The sequence below is a fragment of the Streptomyces sp. NPDC056600 genome, from assembly GCF_042792855.1.
Classification (GTDB): Bacteria; Actinomycetota; Actinomycetes; order Streptomycetales; family Streptomycetaceae; genus Streptomyces.
Genome location: NZ_JBHTVQ010000027.1, coordinates 60,129 through 82,086, shown reverse-complemented (window position 1 = coordinate 82,086; position 21,958 = coordinate 60,129). Strand labels below are relative to the sequence as shown.

The following is a 21,958-nucleotide window of genomic DNA, read 5'->3' as shown; positions in this document are numbered from 1 at the left end:
GGCCCGGCTCAGCGGACCTCCTCCAGGTGGGGAGCCAGGCGGGTGCGGAGCTCGGCGAGGAGTGCCGCCTCCTGCTCGCGGAGGAAGAAGTGACCGCCGGGCAGGACGACGGTCTCCAGGCCGGCGTCGGTGACCTCGGCCCAGGTGTCCAGGTCCGCCGCCGGGCAGACGGGGTCGCAGTCGCCGCCGTACGCGGTGACGGGGATGCGCAGACGTTCGGCCGGCGGGTCCGGGCGGTAGGCGTCCAGCAGCCGGTGGTCGCCCCGCAGGGACGGCATGAGCAGTTCGCGCAGGTCGGGGTGGTCGTAGGCCCAGGCCTCCGGCCCGGCCAGGCGCGCGGCCGACGCGAGCAGCCCGGCGTCGTCGAGCGGGAGCGGCGCGGGGCCGCGGCGGTGCGGTGCGCGCCGCCCCGACACCAGCAGCGCGACGACGTCCGCGTCGGCGCGGTCCCGCAGCCGGAGCGCCACCTCGTAGGCGACGGCGCTGCCCATGCTGTGCCCGAACAGGGCGACGGGCAGGTCGAGACGGCCGGTGAGGGCGTCGGTGACCGCGTCGGCCAGCGCGGTCATGGAGGTCTCGCAGGGTTCGGCGAGGCGGTCCTGCCGGCCGGGGTACTGGACGGCCAGCAGCTCCACGCCGGCGGGCAGCAGCGGCGGCCAGCCGGCGTACGCGGTGGCGGTGCCGCCCGCGTGCGGGAGGCACACCAGCCGCAGCCGGGGCTCCCCGACCCGGTGGTGGCGCAGCCAGCGGCTGCGGGTGCCGGTCCATGCCGGCCCGACGCCGTGTCCGCCGACGGTCATCGCTGCTCCGCCCCGGAGGGAGTGACGGGGAGCACGATCAGCAGGGTCACCGAGCCGTCCTCGGCCACCACTTCGCGCAGCGGGCGGAAGCCGAGCTTGCGGCACATGGCCAGGCTGGCGGTGTTGCCCGCGCCGAGCATGCCGTAGACCTCGCTCACGCCGAGGTTGTCGGCCGCGTGCCGGGCCAGGCCGCGGACGGCCTCGGAGCCCAGGCCCTTGCCCCAGTAGCCGGGGGCGAGGGCGGTGACGAGTTCGTGGCCGTCGACGTTGCCGGTCCGCTTCACCTCGGCGTGCCCGACGTAAGTGCCGTCGAGCCACAGGCCCCAGACGTCGAACAGGCGTTGCGGGTAGACCTCGGTGAGGATGGACCGGAAGAGGGCGCGGATGTCCGCCTCGGGCACCCGCTCCTGCCCCATCCAGCGGCATACGGACTCGTCGCGCAGGAGGGCGACGAAGGCCTCCTCGTCGGCCGGGCGGTAGGGCAGGAACTCCAGTCGTTCGGTGTACAGGACGGGCGTCTTCATGGGGTCTCCTGGTTCACGTGCGTCCTTCACGTGCATCGTGCACTGTCCTGCACGCGGGTCCGCGTGGGCGTTCACGTCAGCGGCGGGCGGCCCCGGGGCGCGCGGGCGCGGGCGTCGTGCCCGCGCGCCCCGGGTGCGGGCGCCGGGTCAGGCCTCGGCGTTCTCCATGCGCTCCCGCAGGCTGCGCGGACGCATGTCGGTCCAGACCTCGTCGACGTAGGCGCTGCACTCGGCCTCGGTGCCCTCCTTGCCGACCGGCTGCCAGCCGGTCGGGACCTCGACGTCGACGGGCCACAGGGAGTACTGGTCCTCGTCGTTGCGCAGCACCTGGTAGCGGGTGTTCTCGTCCATGTCCGTGCCTTCCGTCGTCAGCGTGGGTGGTGTGGTGTGCGGGCGCGGATCCGCGGGGGCGGATCCCGGGTCGGGTGGCGGGCAGCGTGCCCTGGCGGCGGTCATGCTCAGCCCACCGTCCGGCGGGCGTGCCGGGCGATCTGCCGGAGCGCCTCGGCGAACTCCTCGGCGACGCGCCGGACGGTCCGCGTGTCGTGAACGGCGGGGCGGTGGTTCCAGGTGACGGTGAGGCGCCCGTCGCGCACCGCGCCGCCGACCTCGAGGAGATGGGACCCGCCGTCGCGGGGGTCGTGGTCCTGGCCGAGGCTGCCGTGCAGGGCGCGGATCAGCCCGGCGCCCTGGGCCGTGCCGCCGGCGGGGCGGGCGTCCAGCTGGCCGAGGTAGTTGAACACGACCTGGCCGAGGGCCCCGTCGCCGCCGAGCCGCTCGCGCACCTCGGGCGGGCCGTAGGCGCGCAGGGCGCCGAAGCCGATGCCGTTGCCCGGCACGGTCCTCAGCTGGCGGCGCACCGACTTCACCAGGGCGCGCCAGTCACGCTCGGGCCCGAGGTCGTCGGGCGTGTCGACGCTGAGGGCGACGGGGTGGACGCTGGTGAACCAGCCGACGGTGCGCGACAGGTCCACCCCGTCGAGCAGGTCCTCGCGGCCGTGGCCCTCCAGGTCGAGCCGGACCCTCTTCCCGCCGGTCCAGCGGGCCAGGGCGAGGGCGAGGGCGGCGAGCAGCACGTCGTTGACGCGGGTGCGGTAGGCGGTGGGGGCGGACCGCAGCAGGGCCTCGGTGTCCACCTCGCCGAGTTCGACGGTCAGGGTCGCGGTCCCGCCCGCGTCACCCGCATCCTGCGCGCCCTCCGTGCCCTCAGGGCCGGGGAGCGTCGGGCCGGGCAGGGGTTCGGCGGTCACCGCCTCCTCCCAGTGCGGCAGTTCGTGGTCGAGGTGGCCGGCCCGCACGTGGGCGGCGAGACCGCGGGCCCAGTCGCGGTAGGAGGTGGTGCGCTCCCCCAGCTCCACCGGTCCGCCGCGGACCGCCTGCCGGTAGGCGGTCTCCAGGTCGTCGCGCAGGATCCGCCAGGACACGGCGTCCACCACGAGGTGGTGGGCGACCAGGAGGAGGAAGGCGGGGCGGCCCGGACCGCCGGTGAAGAGGCCCGCGCCGAGCAACGGCCCCTGCTCCAGGTCGAATCCGGAGTGCAGGGTGTCGGCGGCCCGCTCCATGACGCGGCGGGCCCGGTCGTCGGGCAGGCCCGTCAGGTCGTGGTGGACGAGGACCTCCTGCGGCCCGGCGGGCGGCGGGTTGAACTGGCGCCAGCCGTCGGCGTCCCGGGTGAAGCGCATCCGGAGCGCGTCGTGGTGGTCGAGCAGGGCGGTGAGCGCACGGTCCAGGGCGGCCGGGTCGGGGGCGCCGTCGAGTTCGAGGAGGAGGGACTGGTTGAAGTGGTGGTGGGCGGCGCGCGGGGTGGTCAGGAACCACTCCTGGATCGGGGTGAGCGGCACGTCGCCGCTGACCGGACCCTCGCCGGTGCGCTCGGGCCCGGTGCGGACGACGGCGGCGAGGGCGGCGACGGTCTGGTGGGCGAAGAGGTCGCGGGTGGTGAGGTGCAGCCCCTCGCGGCGCAGCCGGGACACCACCTGCATGCTGAGGATCGAGTCTCCGCCCAGGTGGAAGAAGTTGTCCTCGGCGCCGACCTCGGGCACCCCGAGGACCTCCGCCCAGATCCGGGCGACGTGTCGCTCGGTGTCGGTGCGCGGGGCGACGCGCGGTCCGGTGGGGACGGCCGGGCCGGGGGCGGGCAGGGCGCGGCGGTCCAGCTTGCCGTTCGGGGTGAGCGGAAGCCGCTCGAGGGCCACGAACGCGGAGGGCACCATGTGCGGGGGCAGGCGGCGGGCCAGCTCCTCGCGCAGTGCGGCGGTGTCGACGGCGGGGATCCCACCGCCTGCGGTGGCCCCGGGCAGTCCCCCGCCGGAGGCCCCGGACGCCCCGTTGCTCGCGGCCCCGGGCAGTCCCTCGCCCGTGGGAGCGGGCGGTCCCGCGCCCTCCGGGGCCGGCACGACATAGGCCACCAGTTGGGCCGTCCCCGCGCTCCCGTCGTCGCGCACCACGACCGCCGCGTCACGTACTCGGGGGTCGCGCCGCAGCGCGGCCTCGACCTCGCCGGGCTCGACGCGGTGGCCGCGCACCTTGACCTGCTCGTCGGCGCGTCCGGCGAACCGCAGTTGCCCGTCGGCCCCCAGCCGCACCAGGTCGCCGGTGCGGTACATCCGCTCCCCCGGCGCGCCGAACGGGTCGGGCAGGAACCGTGTCGCGGTCAGGCCGGGCCGGCCGAGGTAGCCGCGGGCCAGCCCCGGGCCCGCGACGTACAACTCGCCCAGGACGCCTGCCGGTACGGGCCGCAGCGCGGCGTCGAGGACGTGGACGCGGGTGGCGCCGGCCGGGGCGCCGATGGGCGGCGCGCCCGTGCCCGCGGTGAGCGGGCCGGTCCAGCTCGCCACCACGGTGGCCTCGGTGGGCCCGTAGGAGTTGATCATGCGGCGGCCCGGGGCCCACCGGTCGACCAGGTCGGCCGGGCAGGCCTCCGCGCCGACGATCAGGGTGCGCAGCGCGGGCAGCGCGTCGGCCGTCCCCGCGGGCAGGGTGGCGAGGGCCGCCGGGGGGATCAGCGTGTGACTGATCCGCCGTCCCTCGAGCACCTCGGCCAGCCGGTCGCCGACCAGCGGACCCTCCTCGCCGGCGACCAGGGTGGCGCCGGAGAGCAGGGAGACGCACAGCTCCAGGACCGACGCGTCGAAGCTGGGTGAGGCGAACTGCAGCACGCGGTCGCCGGGGCCCGCCGCGTAGTGCTCGGCGGCGGCCGCCGCGAAGGCGGCGAGGCCGCCGTGGGTGACGACGACGCCCTTGGGGACGCCGGTGGAGCCCGAGGTGTAGATGACGTAGGCGGGGTGGGCGACGGAGAGCGGGGCGAGCCGGTCCGCGTCGCCCACCGCGGTGTCGGGGCCGCCGTCGGCCCACACCTCGGCGGGGTCGTCCAGGACCAGCGCGGCGCCCGCGTCGCGGAGCATGAACTCCCGGCGCTCGGCGGGGTAGTCCGGGTCGACGGGGAGGAAGGCGCCGCCCGCCTTGCTCACGGCGAGCTGGGCGACGACCGAGGCCGCGCCGCGCGGCAGTGCCAGGGCCACCACCGTCTCCGGGCCGACGCCGCGGCCGATCAGCCGGTGGGCGAGCCGGTCGGCGGCCCGCTGCGTCTCGGCGTACGTCCACTCCCGCCCGTGTTCGCTCAGGGCGACGGCGTCGGGGGTGCGGGCCGCCTGCCGCCGGAACAGCTCGGGCAGGGTGGCGGCCGCCACCACGGGGGCCGTGCCGCGGCCCAGCCGGACCAGGTCCCGCAGCTCCTCGTCGGTGCTCAGCGGCAGGGCGCCCAGGGTGCGCCGCGGGTTCTCGGCGAGGGCGGTGAGCAGCGTGCCGAGCTGGCCGGCCATGCGGTCTGCGGTGGCCTCGTCGAACAGGGCGGTGCTGTACGTGAGCAGGCCGTGCAGGGCACCGTCGTCGGCCTCGGCGAACTCCCAGGTCAGATCGAAGGCCGCGTGCCGCAGTTCGGTCTCGGCGTCGGTGATCTCCAGGCCGGGGACGTCGGGGTGGGCGGTCGGCGTGTTCTGCAGGACCACCATCACCTGGAAGAGGGGGGTGCGGCTGGTGTCGCGCACCGGCCGCACCTCGTCGACCACCCGCTCGAAGGGGACGTCCTGGTGGGTGAAGGCGTCGAGGACGGTCTGCCGGACGTCGGTGAGGAACTCCGGGAAGGGCTGCTCGGGGCGCACCCGGGAGCGCAGGACCAGCGTGTTGACGAAGAAGCCGACGAGGTTCTGCGTCTCGGGCAGGTCGCGGCCGGAGGCGACGGTGCCGACGGCGATGTCCTGCCCGCCGGAGAGCCGGGCCAGGTGGGCCTGGGTGGCGGCGACCAGCGTGGTGAACAGGGTGGCGCCCCGTTCCTGCCCGGCCTGGGCGAGCCGGCGGGCGGTGTGCGGCGGCAGCACCAGGCGGGTGGTGGCGCCGGCGGCGCTGCGCACCGGCGGGCGCGGCCGGTCGGCGGGCAGGTCGAGCGGCTCGACGTCCGCGAGGCGCTCCTTCCAGTACGCCAGGTGTCCGGCGGCGGTGGCGTCGGCGAGGCCGCGCTGCCAGTGGGCGTAGTCGGCGTACTGGACGGGCAGCGGCGGGAGTTCGCCTCCGCCGGGTTCGGCACAGGCGCCCGTCTCGGCCCGGTACAGGTGGAACAGGTCGCCGGTGAGGACCGCGTTGGACCAGCCGTCGGTGACGATGTGGTGGGTGGCCAGGGCCAGTACGTGCTCGTCCTCGGAGAGCCGGACCAGGGCGGGGCGCAGCAGCGGCCCGCGGCGCAGGTCGAAGGGGCGGGTCCGGTCCTCGTCGAGGAGTTCCGCGAGCCGGGCGTCGCGCTCGGGCCCGGGCAGCGCGGACAGGTCGTGCAGCGGCAGCGGCACGTCCTGCGGCGGGTGCACGATCTGCACGCCGTGGCCGTCGACCGAGTCGAAGGTGGTGCGCAGCGACTCGTGCCGGGCCACCAGGGCCCGCAGCGCCCGGGTGAGGGCGGCGGTGTCCAGGGAGCCGCGCAGACGCAGGGCGAGCGCGGTGACGTACTCCGCGCCACCGGGGGTGAACTCCTCCAGGAACCAGAGGCGTTGCTGCGCGTACGACATGGGGGTGGCCGTGTCGCGGGGCGCCGGGGTGAGGGCGGGGCGCGCCGGGCCGGCGCCGGGCGCGGTGAGCAGGGCGGCGAGCGCGGCCGGGGTCGGGTGGTCGAAGACGGCGCGCGGGGAGACGTCCGTGCCGAAGGTCTCCGCGAGGCGGGCGGCGAGGCGGATGCTGAGGATGGAGTCGCCGCCGAGCAGGAAGAAGTCGTCCTGCACGCCGGGCCGTTCGCCGCCGAGGACGTCGGCGAAGACCTCCGCCGCGCGGCGTTCGGCGTCGGTGCGGGGCTCCACGTGCGGCCGGCCGGCCGGCCGCGGGTCGCCCGCGGGTGCGGGCAGCGCCGCGCGGTCCACCTTGCCGTTGGCGCTGAGCGGCAGCGCCTCGAGCGGGACGACGGCGGACGGGACGAGGTAGTCGGGCAGGCTCCGCCGGGCGAACTCGACGATCTCGTCGGGGTGTCGGCCCGCCTCGCCGACGACGTAGGCCACCAGCCGCTTGGCGCCGGGTCCGTCCTGGCGGGCGACGACCGCGACGTCCGTGACGCCGGGGTGGGCGGCGAGGGCCGCCTCCGCCTCGCCGGGCTCGACGCGGAAGCCGCGGATCTTCACCTGGTCGTCGGCGCGGCCGAGGAACTCGACGGTGCCGTCGGCCCGTCGCCGCACCAGGTCGCCGGTGCGGTACATGCGGGTGCCGGGCGGCCCGTAGGGGGCGGCGAGGAAGCGGGCGGCGGTGTCGCCGGGGCGGCCGAGGTAGCCGCGGGCGACGCCTTCGCCGGACACGTACAGCTCGCCCGGGCAGCCGGGCGGGACGGGGCGCAGCCGGGCGTCGAGGACGTGCAGGCGCAGGTCGTCGAGCGGGGTGCCGACCGGCACGGTGTCGGGGACGGCCGCGGCGTCGTCGAGGGCGTGGGAGGTGGCGAAGGTGGTGGTCTCGGTGGGCCCGTAGCCGTCGACGACGGTGAGGCCGGGGCAGGCGGTCAGGACCCGGCGCACGGCCGCCGCGGGGACCACGTCGCCGCCGGTCCACACCTGGCGCAGGCCGGTGAGGCAGTCGGGGGCGTCCTGGGCGAGCAGGCGGAACAGGCCGGCCGTCAGCCACAGGGCGCTCAGTCCGCCGCCGGTCGTGGCCAGTCGGCGCAGGAGCGGCGCGTCGAGGACGTCGCCGGGGGCCACGACCACCGTGCCGCCGGTCAGCAGCGGGGCCCACACCTCGAAGGTCGCCGCGTCGAAGGCCACCGGCGAGTGCAGCAGGACCCGGGCGCACACGCCGTCGCCGAACCGGCTGTCGGTGGCGAGGGAGGCGACGTCGCGGTGGCGGACGGCGACCGCCTTGGGCAGGCCGGTGGAGCCGGAGGTGAACATGACGTAGGCGAGGCGGTCGGGGTCGGCGGGCGGGAGGGGCGTCGACGGGCCGCCGGTCTCCTCCCGTTCGCAGGCGGCGAAGTCCTCGGCGGTGAGCCGGACCGTCGCCCCGGCGTTCTCCAGCAGCGTCCGGCGCCGCTCCTCGGGCGCGCGGGCGTCCACCGGGACGTAGGCGCCACCCGCCTTGAGCACCGCGAGCTGGGCGACGACGAGTGCGGCGCCGCGCTCCACCAGGAGGGCCACCCGGTCCTCGGGCGCCACCCCTCGCCGCACCAGGAGGCGGGCCAGCCGGTCGGACCAGGCGTCGAGCCGGTGGTAGCTGATCCGGGCGTCGCCGTCGTGGACCGCGATCGCGTCGGGGGTGCGGCGGACCTGTGCGGCGAAGAGGCCGACCGGGCTGCCCGGCGGGACGCTGCGGGCGGTGGCGTTCCACCTCCGGAGCGTCCGCCGGTCCTCGGCGGTCAGCGGTTCGAGGGAGGCCACCGGGACGTCGTCCGGCGCGTCGAGGGCGTCGGCGAGGGCGGTCAGCAGGACCGTGAGGCGGGCCGCCGCGCGGTCCGCGGTGGGGGCGTCGAACAGGGCGGGGTCGTAGGCCAGGTCGAAGCCGAACCGGTCGCCGAGGTGGGCGCGCAGGCACCAGGGGAAGGAGGTGGCGTCGTCCGGGTGGACCTCCTCGACGCCCACGCCGGTGCGGGCGGTGGCCGTCTCGTCGACGGGGTAGTTCTCGAAGACCACCATGCTGTCGAACAGCGCCTCCCCGGCCGGGATCGCGCCGGTGGCCTGGATGCGCGGCAGGGCCAGGAAGTCGTGGCGGCGTGCCTCGCTCTGCTCGTCCTGCACGCCGCGCAGCCACTGCCGCACGCCGCCGGACGGGACACGGATCCGGGTGGGCACGGTGTTGATGAACATGCCGATCATCGTCTCCACGCCGGGCAGTTCGGCCGGGCGGCCGGAGACGGTGGTGCCGAACACCACGTCCTCGCGTCCCGCGGTGCGGGCCAGCAGCAGCGCCCAGGCGGCCTGCACGACGGTGCCGGCGGTGATCCCCGCCCGGGCGGACGCCTCGCGCAGCCGCCGTGAGACCTCCTCGTCGAGTTCGCGGTGGACGGCGGCGGCGGAGCGGGCGCGGTGCGCCTCGGCGGGGGTGCGGTCGTAGGGCAGCGGGGTGCGCTCGGTGAAGTCCGCGAGGACGCCCGCCCAGTAGGCCTCGGCCGCGGCGGCGTCGGTCTCCTCGCGTTCGGCCAGCCAGCGCACGAAGTCGGCGAAGGGGCGGCGGGCGACCGGCGTCGCGGCCGGACCGCCGGTGCGGGAGGCGTACGACTCGCACGCCTCGGTGAGCAGTTGGCCGGTGCTCCAGCCGTCCAGGGCGATGTGGTGGGTGGACCACACCAGGAGGACCTCGTCGCCGGGCAGGGCGGCCAGGGTGAGCCGGGTGAGCGGGGCGCGGGTGAGGTCGAGGCCGGCGGCGCGGTCGTCGGCGAGCAGGCGCGTGGTCGCCTCGCCACGTCGCCGGGGTTCCAGGTCGCGCAGGTCGACGTGGGTGACGGGCAGGTCGACGTGGTGGTGGACGACCTGGACCGGGTGCGGCAGGCCCCGCCAGTGGACGCTGGTGCGCAGGGCGGGGGTGCGGGCGGTCAGCTCCTGCCAGGCGTCGGCGAAGGCGAGCGGGTCCGCGACGCCGGACAGCCGTACCGCGACGCGGTCGGCGTAGGCGTCCGCGGTGTCGACGAGGCCGTGGAAGAGCATGCCGGCCTGCAGCGGCGTCAGCGGCAGCACGTCGGCGACCTGCCGGCCGTCGCCGACGAGGCGGTCCAGCTGGTCCTGGGTGAGGCCGGCGAGCGGGAAGTCGGAGGGCGTGCGGCCGCCGGCGTCCGGCCGGGCGCAGTGCGCGACGATCTCCCGCAGCGCGTCGGCCGTCTCCTCGGCGAGGCGGCGCACCTCGGACTCGTCGTAGACGTCCGGCGGGTAGGTCCAGCCGAGCTCGAGGCGGCCGTCCTCGACGACGCCGGTGACGTCCAGCAGGTAGGGGCGCTCCTCGTCCGGGTCGGTGTCGCGGCCGGCCGGGGGGAGCGCGCCCCGCAGCAGTCCGTCGGCGGCCCCGCCTCCCGCGTCCCAGTGGCCGTGGTAGTTAAAGCCGACCTGGGGGCGGTTGCCGTCGGCGGCCGGGGCGTCGGGCAGGAGGTGGTGCAGGGCGCCGTGGCTCAGTCCGTGCCGCGGCACCGCGCGCAGTTGCTCCTTGACCGAGCGCAGCGTGTCGTGCCAGTCCGCCCCGGGCGCGACGTGCAGCGCGAGCGGGAACTCGGCGGTGAACCAGCCGACGGTGCGGGTCAGGTCCAGGTCCTCGAACAGTTCCTCGCGGCCGTGCCCCTCGACGCCGACGAGGACGGTGTCGCGTCCGCACCAGCGGGACAGGGTGCGGCCCAGGGCGCTCAGCAGCACGTCGTTGACCTGGGTGCGGTAGGCCTCGGGGACCTGGCGCAGCAGCGCGTCGGTCTCCTCGCGCCCCAGGGCCACGGTGAGGGTGGCGGCGGCGCCGTAGGTGTTCGCGCGGCAGGTGTCGGCTCGGTGGACGTCGGGGGCGTGGGCGCCGGGGCCGTCGGCGCCGTGGGTGCCGTCGGCCCCGTGGGTGCCGGGGCCGCTCCGGCCGGGCGGGAGGGCGGCCGGGGCGCGCACGGTCGCCGCCCAGTACTCCCGGTCCGCGTCCAGGCCACCGGAGCGGGTGTGCTCCTCCAGGCGGGTCGCCCAGGCGGTGTACGCCGTCGACGGCGGCGGGAGCTGGACGGGCCGGCCCGCCGCGGCGGCGCGGTGGGCGCTCTCCAGGTCGGCGAGCAGGATGCGCCAGGAGACGCCGTCGATCGCCAGGTGGTGGACGGTCAGGACGAGTTGCTGCGGGTCGCCGTCGAAGAGCAGGGCGCGCGCCACGTGTCCCTCGGTGGGGTCGAGGGATGCCTGCGCCGCGTCGACGAGGCGCTGGATCTCGGCCTCCTCGGCGGGTCCGTGGTGGCTGAGGACGTCGTGCGGGGCCTGCGGCAGGACCTCCTGGCTCCGGCCGTCGGGAGTGGTGCGGATCCGGGTGCGCAGGGCCGGGTGGTGGGCGACGAGCGCCTCCACCGCCGCACGCAGTGCCTCGGGGTCGGTGCCGGGGGCCAGGCGCAGCCGCTGGGTCATGGTGAAGCGCAGCGGGTCTCCGGGGCGGCGCCGGTCGAGGTACTGGTGCTGGATGGGGGTGAGCGGGGCCTCGGAGGGCGCTTCGGCGGTGGCCGCGGGGGCGTCCTGCTCGGTGACGCACAGGGCGAGTTCGGCGACCGTCTGGTGGCGGAAGACGTCCTTGGTGGTCAGGGCGAGACCGGCCCGGCGGGCGCGGGAGACGATCTGGATGCTGAGGATCGAGTCGCCGCCCAGGGTGAAGAAGTTGTCCTGGGCACCGACCCGTTCGACGCCGAGGACGTCCGCCCAGACGGCGGCCAGGCGCTCCTCGACGCCGGGGCGCGGCGCCACGTACGTGGCGTCGCCGGTGGGCTGTGCGGGCGGTGCGGGCAGGGCCCGCCGGTCGGTCTTGCCGCTGCTGGTGCGCGGGACGGCCTCCAGCGGCACGAAGGCGGTGGGCACCATGTGGCCGGGCAGCGTCCGGCGCAGCCGCACGCGCAGTTCGTCGGCGGGCGGGACGCGGCCGGCGGCGGGCGTCAGGTAGGCGACCAGCAGGGTGCGGCCCGCATGGTCGCGGGCTGCCACGGCCGCGTCGGCGACGTCCGGGTGGGCGAGCAGCGCGGCCTCGATCTCGCCGGGCTCGATGCGGAAGCCGCGGATCTTGACCTGCTCGTCGGTGCGGCCGAGGAACTCCAGGCGTCCCCGGGCGTCCCACCGGACGCGGTCGCCGGTGCGGTACATCCGCTCCCCCGGCGCGCCGAAGGGGTCGGGCAGGAAGCGGGCGGCGGTCGGGCCGGGCCGGTTCAGGTAGCCGCGGGCCACCTGCGGTCCGGCCAGGTACAGCTCGCCGGGCACGCCGGGCGGCACCGGTCGCAGGGCGCGGTCGAGGACGTGGGCGCGCAGGTTGTGCCCGGGGCGGCCGACGACCGGCCGCTCCGGGCTGTCGGTGAGCCGGGCGTACACCGCGTCGACGGTGGTCTCGGTGGGGCCGTACAGGTTGTACGCGCTCACCCCGTCGCCGGCCGCCGCGCACAGCTCCCGCCAGGTGGCGGCGTCGACGGCCTCGCCGCCGACCAGCAGCAGGCGCAGGGACTCCTGGGCGAGGAGTCCGGCGGCGAGGAGTTCGCGCAGGAAGGTCGGCGTGGTGCTGACGGTGTCGATGCCGTGGCCGGCGATCAGCGCGCGGAAGGCGTCCGGGTCGCGGCGGGTGTCCTCGTCGACGAGGTGCACCTCGTGGCCGAGGGCGATCAGCAGCGGCCCGTGCCAGGAGGCGTCGAAGGAGAACGAGGCACTGAGCGCGGCGCGCAGTCGGCGGCCGTTCGCGGTGTGCGGGGCGAGGAGGCCGTCGCGGTGGTCGAGGACCAGGTTGACCAGCTGCCGGTGTTCGACGGCGACGCCCTTGGGCCGCCCGGTGGAGCCGGAGGTGTGGACGACGTAGGCGGTGTGGCGCGGGTCGAGCGGGCGGCGGCGGTCGGCGTCGGTGAGGTCGTGGTCGGGCAACTCCTCCCACGGCACGGCGCGCAGGGCGTCCTCGGTCAGCACCAGTCGTGCGCCGGTGTCCTCCAGCAGGGCGGCGACGCGCTCCTCGGGCAGGTCCAGGTCCAGGCACTGCACGGTGGCGCCGGCCTTCAGCACGGCGAACAGCGCGACCAGCAGGTCGGCGGTGCGCGGGAGGCGGAGGGCGACGACGTCCTCGGGGCCCGCGCCGAGGGCGGCGAGGTGGTGGGCGAGCCGGTTGGCGCGGCTGTTGAGGGCGGCGAGGTCGAGGGTGGCGTCGCGGGCCACCAGCGCGGTGGCGTGCGGGGTGCGTGCGGCCTGGGCCTCGAACAGCGCGGTGAAGGTGGTGTCGGGCACCGGCAGCGCGGGGCCCTGCCATTCGCGCCGGATGCGGCGCCGCTCTGTCTCGGTGAGCAGCGGCAGCGCCCCGGCCGGCAGGTCGGGGTCGTCCACCGCCGCCTCGACGAGCAGCCGGAGCCGGGCGGCCAGCCGCCGCGCGGTGTCCTCGTCGAAGAGGGCGGTGCTGTACACGAGGTGGCCGGTGAGGCCGCCGTCGTGCTCGACGAAGTCGAAGGACAGGTCGAAGGTGGCGTGGCGGACGGGCGGGGTCACCGGCTCGACGTCCAGGCCGGGCAGGTCGGGGGCCTCGGCGCCCAGGTTGTGCAGGGCGACCATGACCTGGAACAGCGGGGTGCGGCTGGTGTCGCGCTCCGGCTGGAGGGCGTCCACCAGCCGCTCGAAGGGGGCCTCCTGGTGGGCGAAGGCGTCCAGGACGGTGTCCCGGGCCTGCCCGAGCAGGTCCCGGTAGGACAGTTCGGGGCGCACCCGGGCGCGCAGCACCAGCGTGTTGACGAACATGCCGACCATGTCGTGCAGTTCGGGCCGGTCCCGGCCCGCGGTGACGGTGCCGACGGTGATGTCCTCCTGGTCGGCCCAGCGGGCGACCAGGATCTGGCAGGCGGTCAGCAGCGCCATGTAGAGGGTGGCGTCGGCGGAGCGGGCCGTCTCGCGCAGCCGCTCGGTGAGCGCGGCCGGCAGCTCGAAGGTGAGGAGGGCGCCCTGCCGGCCGCGGACGGCGGGCCGGGGCCGGTCGGTGGGCGGCTCGAGCGGGGTGAAGCCCTCCAGGACCTCCCGCCAGTGGGCGAGGTCCGCCTCGACGCGGTCGGCGCGCCCCCGTTGCCAGGCGGCGAAGTCCCGGTAGGTGAGCGGCAGTTCGGTCAGCCGCGGGTCGCGTCCGAGGTGGGCGGCCGCGTACAGCTCGGCGAGGTCGCGGCCGAGGACGGCGACCGACCAGCCGTCGGTGACGATGTGGTGCACGGCGAGGACCAGGACGTGCTCGTCGGCGGCCGTGCGGACCAGGCGGGTGCGCAGCAGCGGACCGGCCTCCAGGTCGAAGGGGGCGGCGGACTCGGCGTCCAGCACCGCGTCGAGGGCCCCTCCCGGCCGGCCGGTCAGGTCGTCCAGCGGCAGCTCGACCGGGTACGGCGGGGCCACCACCTGGCGGGCGGCGCCGTCGTGTTCGGCGAAGGTGGTGCGCAGCGCCTCGTGCCGGGCCACCAGTCCGTCCAGGGCGGCGCGCAGGGCCTTCTCGTCGAGCCGTCCGCGCAGGCGCAGCACCGACAGGGTGGCGTACTCGGTGCCGCCCGGCTCGAACCGGTCGAGGAACCACAGGCGTTGCTGGGCGTAGGACAGCGGGGCGGGCGCGTCGGGGTCGGCGGCCGGGATGGGGTCGGGGGCGTCGCCCGCGGCCTGCGCGAGTGCGGCGGCCAGGGCGGCGACCGTGGGACGGGTGAACAGCAGTCGCGGCGAGACGTCCTGGCCGAAGGCGGCGCGCAGCCGCGCGGTGACCCGCACGGCGAGCAGGGAGTCGCCGCCGAGGGCGAAGAAGTCGTCCTCGGCCCCCGGCTCGTCGACGCCCAGCACGTCGGCCCAGGCGTCGGCCACCAGCCGCTCGGCCGGAGTGCGTGGGGCGACGTGCCGGCCGGTGGCGGCGAAGCCGTCCGGGCCGGGCGCGGGCAGGGCACGCCGGTCGAGCTTGCCGTTGACGGTGAGGGGCAGGGCGGCCAGCGGCACGTAGGCGGCGGGCACCATGTAGGAGGGCAGCGTCCGCTCCAGGTGGGCGCGGAGTTCGGCCGCGGACGGGGGCGCCCCGTCGGCGGGCACCACGTGGGCGACCAGGCGGCGCGTGCCGGAGGCGTCCTCGTGGACGTCGACGACGGCGGCAGCGACGCCGGGGTGCGTGTGCAGCGCTGCCTCGATCTCGCCGGGCTCGATGCGGTAGCCGCGGATCTTGACCTGGTGGTCGGCGCGGCCCAGGTACTCCAGGGTGCCGTCGGCGCGCCGCCGGGCCCGGTCGCCGGTGCGGTACATCCGCGCGCCCGGCGCTCCGTAGGGGTCGGCGGGGAAGCGGGTCGCGGTGAGTCCGGGCCGGCCGAGGTAGCCGCGGGCCAGCCCCTCCCCCGCCACGTACATCTCGCCGACCGCGCCGGGCGGCACGGGCGCCAGCGCCCCGTCGAGGAGGTGGACCCGCAGGTCGGGGATGCCCTCGCCGATGGGGCTCGCGGCCCCGGCGGCCTCCGTACCGTCCAGCGGGGCGTAGGTGACGTGCACGGTGGTCTCGGTGATGCCGTACATGTTGACCAGCCGGGGCGCGTCCTGCGGGTGCCGGGCGTACCAGGGGGCGAGGCGGGTCACGTCGAGCGCCTCGCCGCCGAAGACCACGGTGCGCAGGGTGAGCCGGTCGCCGGTCTCCGGGTGGTCGGCGTCGGCGCGCACCAGCGGGTGGAAGGCGGAGGGCGTCTGGTTGAGGACGGTGACCCGCTCGTCGGCGAGGAGGCGCAGGAAGTCCTCGGGCGAGCGCGCCACGTCCTCGGGGACGACGACGAGCCGGCCGCCGTGCAGCAGCGCGCCCCACAGCTCCCACACCGAGAAGTCGAAGGCGTAGGAGTGGAACAGCGTCCACACGTCGTCCGGGCCGAAGCCGAACCAGGGGGCGGTGCGGCTGAACAGGCGCACCACGTTGGCGTGCGGCACGACGACGCCCTTGGGGCGGCCGGTGGAGCCGGAGGTGTAGATGGCGTAGGCGGGGTGTTCCGGCAGCGGGCGGGCCGTCCGGTCGCCGGGGCCGGTGGCGGGGCGGCCGGCGAGGTCGGCGACGACGCCGGGGGCGTCCAGCGGCAGCACGGGCACGCCGGCGCCCTGGGCGCGGCGGGCGATGTCCGTGGTGGTCACCAGCGTCACCGGCCGGGCGTCGTCGAGGACGGCGGTCAGCCGCTCGTCGGGGATCTGCGGGTCGACGGGCAGGTAGGCGGCGCCGGTCTTCAGCACCGCGAGGATCGCCACGACCTGGTCGGCGCCGCGGGGCAGGGCGAGGGCGACGTAGGTCTCCGGGCGGGCCCCGGCCTCGGCGAGACGGTGGGCGAGGCGGCCCGCGCGGGCGTCGAGGGTCGCGTAGTCCAGGTGCTCTCCCGCCCAGGTGACGGCGGAGGCGTCGGGGGTGCGGGCGGCCTGCGCCTCGAACAGGTCCACCAAGGTCTCGGCGGGGCGCCCGCGGACGCCGCCGTCCGCCCCGGCGATCAGGCTCCGGCGCTCCTCGGGCGTCGTCCACGGCAGCTCGCGCAGCGGGCGGTCCAGGCCGTCGGCCATCGAGGCCAGCAGCAGGCGGAGCCGGCCGGCCAGCGCGCGCACGGTCGCCTCGTCGAACAGCCCAGGGTCGTGGGCGAGGTCGAAGCCGATCCGCCCGCCCTGGTGGGCGCGCAGCACCAGCGGGTAGTTGGTGGCGTCCCGGGAGTCCACCTCGGCCAGGCGCACGCCGGAGGTGGCCGTGCGGGCCTCGTCGAAGGGGTAGTTCTCGAAGGCCACCATGGAGTGGAACAGCGGGCTGCCCGGCGGCACGTCGCTCAGCGCGGTCAGCTCGGCCAGGGACACGGCGGCGTACCGGCGTGCCTCGGCCTGCTCCTGCTGGAGGGAGCGCAGCCAGTCGGCGGCGGGGCGGCGCGGGTCCACCCGCACGCGGGTGGGGAGGGTGTTGATGAACATGCCGACCATCGACTCCGCGCCCGGCAGGTCGTCGGGGCGGCCGGAGACGGTGGTGCCGAACACCACGTCGTCCTCGGCGGCGTACCGGGACAGCAGCAGGGCCCAGGCGCCCTGCACGACCGTGCCGAGGGTGAGTCCGGCGGTGCGCGCGGTGCGGGTCAGCCGCTCGGAGAGGTCCTCGGACAGGGTGGTGGTGTGCACGGCCGCCGAGCGGGCCTGCCGGGTGCGGTCCTGCGGGCGGTCTGCGGGCAGCGGGGTCGGTGTGGCGAAGCCGGCGAGCACGCCGCGCCAGTGGTCGCGGGCGGCGCCGTCGTCCTGCTCGGCGAGCAGGCGCACGTAGTCCCCGAAGGGGCGGCGCACCGGCGGCCGGCTCTCGGCGCCGGTGGTCAGCGCGGCGTACTCCTCGCACACCTCGGTGAGCACCTGGGCCAGGCTCCAGCCGTCCAGGATCAGGTGGTGGGAGGTCCACACCAACCGCAGTTCGGCGTCCGGCAGCCGGATCAGGGTCAGCCGCATCAGCGGGGCCGTGGCGAGGTCGACGCCGCGGGCCAGGTCCCGTTCGCACAACTCCCGCAGCAGCCCGGCGCGTTCGGCGGGGTCGGTGTCCCGCCAGTCCACGTGGGTGACGGGCACCTCGACGTCCCGGTGCACGATCTGCAGCGGACGGGGCACGTCCTCCCAGACCACCGAGGTGCGTAGCGCGGGGGTGCGGCCGGTCACCCGCTGCCAGGCGAGGGCGAAGGCCCGCGGGTCGGCGACCCCGCGCAGCAGCAGGGCCGCCTGGTCCACGTAGACGTCGTCGGCGTCGGTGTCGCCGGTGAGGCGGTGGAAGAGCATGCCCTCCTGGAGCGGGGTCAGCGGCCAGATGTCCTCGACGCCCTGTCCGTCGCCGACCAGCCGGTCCACGGCGGCCTGGTCGAGGCCGGCCAGCGGGAAGTCGGAGGGGGTGCGGCCGCCGGCGCCGGGGCGGGCGCAGTGCTCGGCGATCGCGGCCAGCGCGTCCGTCATGCCGTCGGCGAGACGGCGCACGGTGGCCTCGTCGTGGACGTCCTCGCTGTAGTGCCAGGTGATCTCCAGGGCGCCGTCGGTGACCGCGGCGGAGACGTCGAGGAGGTGGTCCAGCGGCTCGTCGCCGGCGATCTCGCGGCCGGGCGTGCCGTCGGCCTGGGCGAAGTCGCCGGAGCCGGGCGTCTCCCACTGCCCGTGGTAGGTGAAGGACACCTCGGGCAGCGGGCCCTCCCGCAGCGCGCGGGCGGCGGCGTGGCCGTCCGGGGCCAGGCGGGCCAGCGCCTCGTGGCTCAGGCCGCGCCGGGGCACGGCCCGCAGCCGCTCCTTGACCGTCTTCAGGGTGGCGCCCCAGTCGGGCGCGCCGGCCGGTCCGGCCGGGGTGAGGGTGACCGGGTACTGACTGGTGAACCAGCCCACCGTCCCGGAGAGGTCGAGCGGTGCGCCGCCCTCCGCCGGGCCCGTCTGTTCGCGGCCGTGGCCCTCCAGGGTGACGGTGGCGCGGCCGGAGCCCGTCCAGTCGGCGAGGACCCGGCCCAGGGCGCTGAGCAGGACGTCGTTGACCTGGGTGCGGTAGACGCCGGGCACCCGGCGCAGCAGCGCCTCGGTGGTGGCGGGGTCGACCCGGGTGCGGACGGTGCGCACCGAGGCGGCCCGCGGGGTGCCCGGGCGGTCCAGGGGCAGCGGGGTCCGCTCCTCGGCGGCCTGGGCCGTCCAGTACGGGAGGTCGTCGTCGAAGGCGCCGGCCTCCACCAGGGCGGACAGGTGCGCGGCCCAGACGGCGTGCTCCGTCGCCTCCGGCTCGAGCCGCACGGCCTCGCCGGCGGCGGCCTGCCGGTACGCCTGTTCCAGCGCGGTGAGCAGGACGCGCCAGGACACGCCGTCCACGGCGAGGTGGTGGGCGGTCAGGAACAGCTGCGGGCGCCCGCCCGGGGCGGGCAGCAGCAGGGCGGCGCGGAAGAGGGCGCCGGTCAGCGGGTCGAGGGCGGCGCGGGCCGCGTCGGCGGCCTCCTCGCGGGCGGCCCGCGGGTCCGGAGCCCGGGTCGTGTCGTGGCGGGTGAGCAGCCCGGTGGCCGGGCCCTCGCCGGGGTGCTGCCGCCAGGTGTCGCCGGTGCGTTCGAAACGGGTGCGCAGCGCCGGGTGGCGGGCGGCCACCGCCTCCACCGCGCGTTCCAGGGCGGCCTCGTCGAGGTCGTACGGCAGGTCGAGGAGGACCGACATGCTGTAGTGGCGCAGCGGGCCGTGGGCCGCGAGGAACCATTCCTGAACGGGTGTCAGCGGGGCCGGCCCGTCGGCGCGCGCCGGCCGGGGGGCGGGCGCGGCGGGTGTGCGGCCCGCCGCGGCGGCGGCGAGGTCGGCGACGTTCTGGTGGCGGAAGACGTCCTGCGAGTGCAGGTCGAGGCCGTTGGCGCGGGCGCGGGCGACGACCTGGATGCCCAGGATGGAGTCGCCGCCCAGTTCGAAGAAGTTGTCGCTCACGCCGACCCGGTCCACGCCCAGCACCTCGGCCCAGATCCCGGCGAGGGCGTGTTCGGCGTCGGTGCGCGGGGCGACGTGTTCACGCCCGTCGCGGACGGCGCCGAAGTCCGGTGCGGGCAGGGCGCGTTTGTCGAGCTTGCCGCTGGTGGTGAGGGGCAGCGCGTCCAGGACGGTGAACGACGAGGGCACCATGTGCTCGGGGAGCACCCGGCGCAGCGCCTCGCGCAGCGCGGGCCCGGCGGGGGTGGCGGAGGGCGCGGGGACGACGTAGGCGGCGAGCCGGGTGTGGCCCCGTTCGTCGGTCGCGGCGACGACCGCGGCGGCGGTGAGCTCCGGCAGGGCGAGCAGGGCCGCCTCGATCTCGCCGGGCTCGATGCGGTGGCCGCGGACCTTCACCTGGTCGTCGACCCGGCCGAGGTGGTCGAGGCGGCCGTCGGCGGTCCAGCGGGCCAGGTCGCCGGTGCGGTACATCCGGGTGCCCGGCGCCCCGTACGGGTCGGCGACGAAGCGCGCCGCGGTCAGGCCGGGCCGCCCGGCGTAGCCGCGGGCCACCTGCGTGCCCGCCAGGTACAGCTCGCCGCCGACGCCGGGCGGCACCGGCCGGAGCCGGTCGTCGAGGACGTAGGCCCGCACGTTGGGCAGCGGGCGGCCCACCAGGGGCCGGTCCTCGCCCTCGACGCGGCAGGCGAGCGCGTCCACGGTGCACTCGGTGGGGCCGTAGAAGTTGTACGCGGCGACGTCCCGGTGCGCCGCCAGCTCCCGCCACAGACCGCTGTCCAGGGCCTCGCCGCCGATCATCAGGACGCGGGGGCGGTGGCGCGGGTCGGTGAGCAGCCCGGCGGGCAGCAGTTGGCGCAGGTACGAGGGGGTGAGGTCGAGGAAGTCGACGCGGTGCTCGACGACGAACTCCACCAGCGCCGCCGGGTCGAGACGGGTCGTCTCGTCGACCAGGTGCAGCGGGTGGCCGTCGGCCATCAGGAGCACGCCCTCGAGGGAGGTGTCGAAGGAGAACGAGGCGGTGAGCGCCACGTTCAGCGGTCCCCCGCCGGCGTCGGCGACGAAGCCCTCGCGGTGCGCGGCGAGCAGGTTCGCCACGGAACGGTGGGTGACGGCCACGCCCTTGGGACGGCCGGTGGAGCCGGAGGTGTACACGACGTAGGCGAGCCGGTCCGGGTCCGGGGCGGCGGGCCGGGCGGGCGGGAGAGCGCCGTCGGGGGCGTCGTCGGCGAGGGCGGCGCGGACGGACGCTTCGTCGAGGACGAGGGCGGGGCGGGCGTCGTCGAGGAGGTACCGGACGCGGTCCTCGGGCAGGGCGGGGTCGAGGGGCAGGTAGGCGGCCCCGGCCTTCCACACGGCGAGGATCGCGGTGACCATGTCGGCGGTGCGGGGCAGTCGCAGGGCGACCAGCCGCTCGGGGCCGGCGCCGCGGGCGGCCAGGTGACGGGCGAGGCGTGCGGCGCGGGCGTCGAGGGCGGCGTGGGTGAGGCGCTCGCCGCCCGCCACCAGCGCGGTGGCGTCCGGGGTGCGGGCCGCCCGTTCCTCGAACAGCGCGGGCAGCAGGGTGGTGGGGACCGGGCGGGCGGTGTCGTTCCAGTCCTGGGTGACCTGGCGCAGCTCCGCCACGGAGAGGAGCGGGAGCGCGCCGAGGGGTCGGTCGGGTGCGGCGGCCACGCCCGCGAGCAGCCGCCCGAGCTGGTCGGCGGCCCTGCGGGCGGTGTCCGCGTCGAACAGGTCGGTGCGGTACTCGAGGAGGCCGGTCAGGGCATCGCCGTCCGGGACGAACTCGATGCTCAGGTCGAAGGTGGCGGCCTGCCGGGCCACCGCGACCGGGGCGGTGGCGAGGCCGCGCGGCGCGGGCGCGGTGGGCGGGGCCGGGTGCAGCAGCACCATCACGTCGAACAGCGGGTTGCGGCCCGCCTCCCGGGGCGCGCCGACCGCCTCCACGATGCGCTCGAACGGCGTGTCGCCGCGGGTGAAGGCGTCGTTGACGGTGTCCGCGGCCGCCGCGAGCAGGTCGCGGAAGGAGCCGGCGGTGTCGACCGGGGTGCGCAGGACCACGGTGTTGGCGAAGAAGCCGACGGTCCGCTCCAGCTCGGTGCGCGGGCGGCCGGGGGTGAGGGAGCCGATGGTGATGTCGTCCTGCCCGGACCAGCGGGCGAGCAGGGCCTGGCCGGCCGCGGTCAGGGCGGTGAACAGGGTGGTGTGCTGCTGCGCGGCGAGGTCGCGCAGCCGGGCGGTGACGTCCGTGGGGACGGTGAACCGGTGGACCGCGCCCGCCCCGGACTCCTCGCCGCGGCGCGGCCGGTCCAGCGGCAGCGCGGGCGCCACGGCCCCGCGCAACTTCGCCGCCCACAGGTCGAGTTCGGTTTGCAGGCGGTCGCCCGAGAGCTGTTCGCGCTGCCAGGCGGCGAAGTCCGGGTACTGGGTCCTCACCGGCGGCAGCTCCACCGGTTCACCGTGGGCCAGGGCCTCGTAGGCGGCGCAGATCTCCTCCAGGACGACGCCCGTGGACCAGCCGTCGGTGACGATGTGGTGGGCGGTGAGCAGCAGGACGTGCTGCTCGGGCGCCTCGCGGAGCAGCAGGGCGCGCAGCAGCGGCCCGGTGCGCAGGTCGAACGGGCGGGCGTACGCGGCACGCAGGGCGGCGTCCGTCTCCTCGGGGCCGGCCTCGCGGACCTCCAGCGGGACGGGTGCGGGCTCGTGGACCCGCTGCACGGGGCGGCCGTCCTCGTCCTCCTCGAAGGTGGTGCGCAGCGCCTCGTGACGGGCCGCCACCAGGTCGAGAGCGCGGCCCAGGGCGTCCTGGTCGAGCGGACCGGTGAGCCGCAGCGCGACGGCGCTGTTGTAGCGGGCGTCGCCGGGGCGCAGCCGGTCCAGGAACCACAGGCGCCGCTGGGCGTAGGACAGCGGCAGCGGGCGGTCGCGGTCGGCGCGGGGGACGTCCGGCCGGGCGGCGCTGCCGGTCCCGGCCGTGGCGCGGCCGGCCAGCCGGCGGCGCAGGGCCTCCTGGAGGTCCTCGGGCAGGGCCTCGGCGCGGTTTCGCTTCGAAGACGTCATCGTC

General features: G+C 76.9%; 4 protein-coding genes. All 4 read right to left on the bottom strand.

Features of this window, described 5'->3' with window-relative positions; all coding sequences use genetic code 11:
* Nucleotides 1-8: 8 nt before the first annotated feature.
* Complete coding sequence (locus ACFRAV_RS15950) at nt 9-800, bottom strand: thioesterase II family protein (RefSeq protein ID WP_382555739.1); 792 nt, start codon at nt 798-800, stop codon at nt 9-11.
* Nucleotides 797-1,324: a GNAT family N-acetyltransferase gene (locus ACFRAV_RS15945; protein WP_382555737.1), complete on the bottom strand. Its 528-nt coding sequence runs from the start codon at nt 1,322-1,324 to the stop codon at nt 797-799. Before ACFRAV_RS15945 ends, ACFRAV_RS15950 begins: the two co-directional genes overlap by 4 nt.
* Before the next feature lie 147 nt (nt 1,325-1,471).
* Entirely contained in the window at nt 1,472-1,675 is a 204-nt protein-coding gene (locus ACFRAV_RS15940; protein WP_382555735.1) for an MbtH family protein, read from the bottom strand.
* Between the two features lie 107 nt (nt 1,676-1,782).
* On the bottom strand, nt 1,783-21,954 hold the full coding sequence (locus ACFRAV_RS15935; RefSeq protein ID WP_382555733.1) for a non-ribosomal peptide synthase/polyketide synthase: 20,172 nt from the start codon (nt 21,952-21,954) through the stop codon (nt 1,783-1,785).
* Nucleotides 21,955-21,958: the final 4 nt, after the last annotated feature.

Bases quoted from the DNA above. Each gene is read 5' to 3' on its own strand.
- ACFRAV_RS15945 (WP_382555737.1), bottom strand. From the start codon at position 1,324: ATGAAGACGCCCGTCCTGTACACCGAACGACTGGAGTTCCTGCCCTAC.
- ACFRAV_RS15935 (WP_382555733.1), bottom strand. From the start codon at position 21,954: ATGACGTCTTCGAAGCGAAACCGCGCCGAGGCCCTGCCCGAGGACCTC.
- ACFRAV_RS15950 (WP_382555739.1), bottom strand. From the start codon at position 800: ATGACCGTCGGCGGACACGGCGTCGGGCCGGCATGGACCGGCACCCGC.
- ACFRAV_RS15940 (WP_382555735.1), bottom strand. From the start codon at position 1,675: ATGGACGAGAACACCCGCTACCAGGTGCTGCGCAACGACGAGGACCAG.